Annotated in this window: 4 protein-coding genes; all 4 read right to left on the reverse strand. The window is 60.1% G+C overall.

Translation table 11 applies throughout. The annotated features are described in order from the left end of the window. Window positions 1–111: 111 nt before the first annotated feature. Window positions 112–921, reverse strand: a complete 810-nt coding sequence (locus ABY454_RS12010) for a peptidylprolyl isomerase (protein ID WP_372930972.1) — start codon at window positions 919–921, stop codon at window positions 112–114. Between the two features lie 26 nt (window positions 922–947). After that, entirely contained in the window at window positions 948–1,706 is a 759-nt protein-coding gene (narI, locus tag ABY454_RS12015; protein WP_372930974.1) for a respiratory nitrate reductase subunit gamma, read from the reverse strand. Further along, window positions 1,703–2,413 (reverse strand): nitrate reductase molybdenum cofactor assembly chaperone, encoded by a 711-nt coding sequence (narJ, locus tag ABY454_RS12020; RefSeq protein WP_372930975.1) that lies wholly within the window; start codon window positions 2,411–2,413, stop codon window positions 1,703–1,705. The genes narI and narJ overlap by 4 nt, the downstream gene beginning before the upstream one ends. Next, window positions 2,413–3,896 (reverse strand): nitrate reductase subunit beta (narH, locus tag ABY454_RS12025; RefSeq protein WP_372930976.1); only part of this gene is annotated, 1,484 nt, incomplete at its 5' end. The genes narJ and narH, both read right to left, overlap by 1 nt.

The following is a 3,896-nucleotide window of genomic DNA, read 5'->3' on the forward strand; positions in this document are numbered from 1 at the left end:
CATTCTGCTTGGCGCCTTTCTCTTGGCGGGGCCTCAGCGTATCGGCCTCGTCGCCAAGTGGTCAAACACTTCGGCGGCGTGGATCCGTGCCAAAACAGCATTGTTGGTGAGTTAAGCGACGCCGTGAGACTCCGCTCCGGCAAGAACGACGCCCGTAATGTCGGCCTTGGTCGCTAAACGGGCCACATACTGAGCCGTCGCACGACGGATGACGCTCTCGCGGAGGTAGTCCGAGATTAGGTCGGTGACCATCTCGAACGGCAATTCTCTTCCGGCGATCCGGCGATCAAGACGGATAATATGAAGCCCATAACGCGTCTTTACTGGTTTTGAGGTGAGCGCTCCGGGAGCAAGTTCGGCGAGCGCCTCCTCAAACTCTCGCGTGGTCTGACCTTTTGTGATCTGGCCCAGATTGCCGCCCTGCGCGGCGGACGGACAGACGGAGTGGACCTTCGCCAAGTCCGCAAATCGTTCCGGCTGTCTCTTGAGCGCCTCAATGACTGAAGCAGCGGCCCGTTCGGCCTTTGCGTATTCCCCCGCGTGATCTTGGCGGGCCGTAAATAAGATGTGGGCCGCCTCGTAAATCGGCTCCGACCGGAAGCGCTGTCTATTTTGTTCGTAGAAGCGTCGGCACGTCGCTTCGTCCGGCTCCGGTGTCGCAACCTCCTGCTCGATCAAGCCTCTGATCAGCGCTTCCTCCTCCGTTTCGCGCCGGCCGCTCTCGTCGCTGAGTGGGGCGGGCTCGATGCTGAGGTGGTGCGCCTCCTGAAGCAAGAGCTCGCGGACCACCAGCGCACGGGCCGCGGCCTGCCAGGCTGCGATTGGTTTGGACGCTGGATGGTGCTGCACCTCGCCCGCGATTGCGTCGTGGGGAATGTCCACCCCGTTGACACGCACCGGAATGCGCTCAGGAAGCTCCACGGTTTGGGTGAGACAAGTCATGCCGTTTACTCGGCCGGCATAGGACGGCCGCCGCCGGGCCTTCGCGGCAGTCCTTGCTGTTCGCCGTAGGGACCAACTTGCTGCCGGGTGCGCACCACCTGATAGCCGCGTCGCCCCAGATACCAGACTGGGGCGCTCCAGATATGGACGAGGCGCGTGAATGGAAAGACGAGGAAGAGCGTCATGCCGAGGAACAGGTGCAGCTTGAAGATCGGATTCGCGTCGGCAACCAGCGCTGCCACGCCCGGCTGCAGCGTCATGATGCCTTGGGCCCAATTCATGAACTTCAGCATCACCCCGCCGTCTAAATGTTCAAGCGAGAGAGGGATGGTGGCGAGCCCCAAGGTAAGCTGCACATAGAGCAGCAGAAGCACGAAGATATCGCCGAATGATGAGTTGTTGCGGATGCGTGCATCGAACAGGCGTCGATGCACCAAAAGCGTCAGCCCGATGAAACAGGCAATGCCGGCGATGCCGCCGACAACAATTGCCATGATCTGCTTGAATCCGTGCGAGATACCTAAGGCATCGAACACGGCGATGGGCGTCAACAAGCCAACGAAATGGCCAATGAAGATGATGATAATGCCAACGTGGAAGAGATTTGAGCCCCACGAGAGCTGCTTGCGCCGCAAGAGCTGACTGGATCCCGACCGCCATGTGTATTGCTCTCGGTTGAAGCGCATAAGGCTGCCGATAAGAAACACCGCGATGCACAGATACGGGTACCAGCCAAAGAGAAACTGATTGATGGCGGCGTTCATGGCGCCTCTCCTTTTGTAGGCACGTCGGCAACCGGGCGTCTCCCGGCGCGGATCTGCGCCACGAGCCGGTCCTTGCAGCCCGGCGCCGCGTCCGGCCCGAAGCTCACCGCTTCTTCTTCCCACTGCGCATCAAGCGCCGCGAAATCGTTCGGATCGGCGTCGTAACCTTCGGGGACGATCTCCACGGACGCGGCATCTTCTGCAGGCTCTGCAATCGCCTCGAGCGCACGAAACACCGCCTCATAGGGCGCACCGCGCTTGTGCAGGCGTTCGGCCAACGCGGTGAGAATATGTGTTGTCTGGCTCAGCGTCTGAAGCGCTTCAGGCAACGGGCGTACCGACAGAAACTCAAGAAACGCGGGCAGATAGTCCGGAAGTTCGCTGGAGCTGAGATGAAGTCCATTTTGCTCGTACAGGGATTTGAGGTCGATCATGGCCTGACCGCGGTCGCGGCTTTCGCCATGAACATGCTCAAACAGATGCAACGATAAAGACCGCGTTCGATCGAACAATTCGACATAACGCTCTTGCAGATCATAGAGGTCGCTTGCCGCTATTTCCTCGACCAGCGCATCGAGCAAGGGCCGGGTTTCTGGAGGTAGGAGACTCTCCTCGTCAAGCGCGCGCCGAAACGCCGGTGCTGCGCTCATCAGCGCGTCGTCCGGATAGCTGAGCAATGCGGACAGGACCTTGAAGGTTGCCGTCATCACGCGACCTCCAGCGGGGTCTTGTGCTTCTTCGGTGCGCCAAACATATTTGGCTCTGCCGCACTGTCCGAGCAGCCGTTGCCGAAGGAGAAGCCGCAGCCGCCGCGGATGTCGTAGGCATCCTCGGTGAGTTCGCGATGGGCTGTCGGAATGACAAACCGGTTCTCGTAATTGGCGATGGCCATGACTTCGTACATGTGATCCATCTCTTCGGCGCTGAGGCCGACGCTTTCGGGGATGCTTGCATCGACCACACCGTCCACCGTCTTGGCCCGCATATAGGCGCGCATGGCAAGCATGCGCTCCAACGCCAGAGCCACGGGTTCTTCCTGACCGGCGGTGAGAAGATTTGCGAGATATTTGAGTGGGATGCGCAAGCTGCGCACATCCGGCATTTCGCCGTCGTGCCCGATCTTTCCGGCCTCCACCGCCGTATTGATCGGAGAAAGCGGCGGCACATACCAGACCATCGGCAGGGTGCGGTACTCCGGGTGCAGCGGGAAGGCGATCTTCCAGTCCATCGCCATCTTCCACACCGGCGAGTGCGTCGCGGCCTCAAGCCAGTTATGAGGCACACCGTCGGCGCGCGCCTGCGCAATCACGTCCGGATCGTTGGGGTCAAGGAAGATCGAGAGCTGCGCCTCATAGAGATCCTGCTCGTCGGCGGCGCTGGCAGCGTCCTCAATGCGGTCGGCGTCGTAAAGAACGACACCGAGATAACGGATGCGTCCGACGCACGTCTCCGAGCAGACCGTGGTCAGCCCAGCTTCGATGCGCGGGAAGCAGAAGATGCACTTCTCTGATTTTCCGCTCGACCAGTTGTAATAGATCTTCTTGTATGGGCAGCCCGAGACGCACATGCGCCAGCCCCGGCATTTGTCCTGATCGATCAGGACGATTCCGTCTTCTTCCCGCTTATAGATCGCGCCGGAGGGACAAGAGGCCACGCAAGTCGGGTTGAGGCAGTGCTCACACAGCCGCGGCAGATACATCATGAAGGTGTTTTCGAACTGGCCGTAGATTTCCTTCTGCACGCCATCGAAGTTTACGTCGGCCGAGCGCTGGACGAACTCGCCACCAAGAATCTCTTCCCAGTTCGGGCCCCACTTGATCTTCTCAATGCGCTCGCCGCTGACCAGAGATCGCGGCCGTGCCGTCGGCATGGTCTGCAGCTCCGGCGCCTTTTGCAGGTGCTCGTAATCGAAAGTGAATGGCTCGTAATAGTCGTCGATCTCGGGCAGGTCCGGATTGGCGAAGATGTTCGCCAGCACGCGCCATTTTGAGCCAATCCGAGGCTCAATCTCGCCGTTGCGCTTGCGACGCCAGCCGCCGTTCCAGCGCTCCTGGTTTTCCCACTCCTTCGGATAGCCGATGCCGGGCTTCGTTTCGACGTTGTTGAACCAGGCGTATTCCATGCCTTCGCGACTGGTCCACACATTCTTGCAAGTGACCGAGCAGGTATGACAGCCGATGCACTTGTCCA

This window comes from Methyloceanibacter sp. (genome assembly GCF_041573655.1).
GTDB lineage: Bacteria > Pseudomonadota > Alphaproteobacteria > Rhizobiales > Methyloligellaceae > Methyloceanibacter.

What these genes read in the sequence shown, in the direction of transcription:
- narI (WP_372930974.1), bottom strand. Translation starts at nt 1,706, where the DNA reads ATGAACGCCGCCATCAATCAGTTTCTCTTTGGCTGGTACCCGTATCTG.
- narJ (WP_372930975.1), bottom strand. Translation starts at nt 2,413, where the DNA reads ATGACGGCAACCTTCAAGGTCCTGTCCGCATTGCTCAGCTATCCGGAC.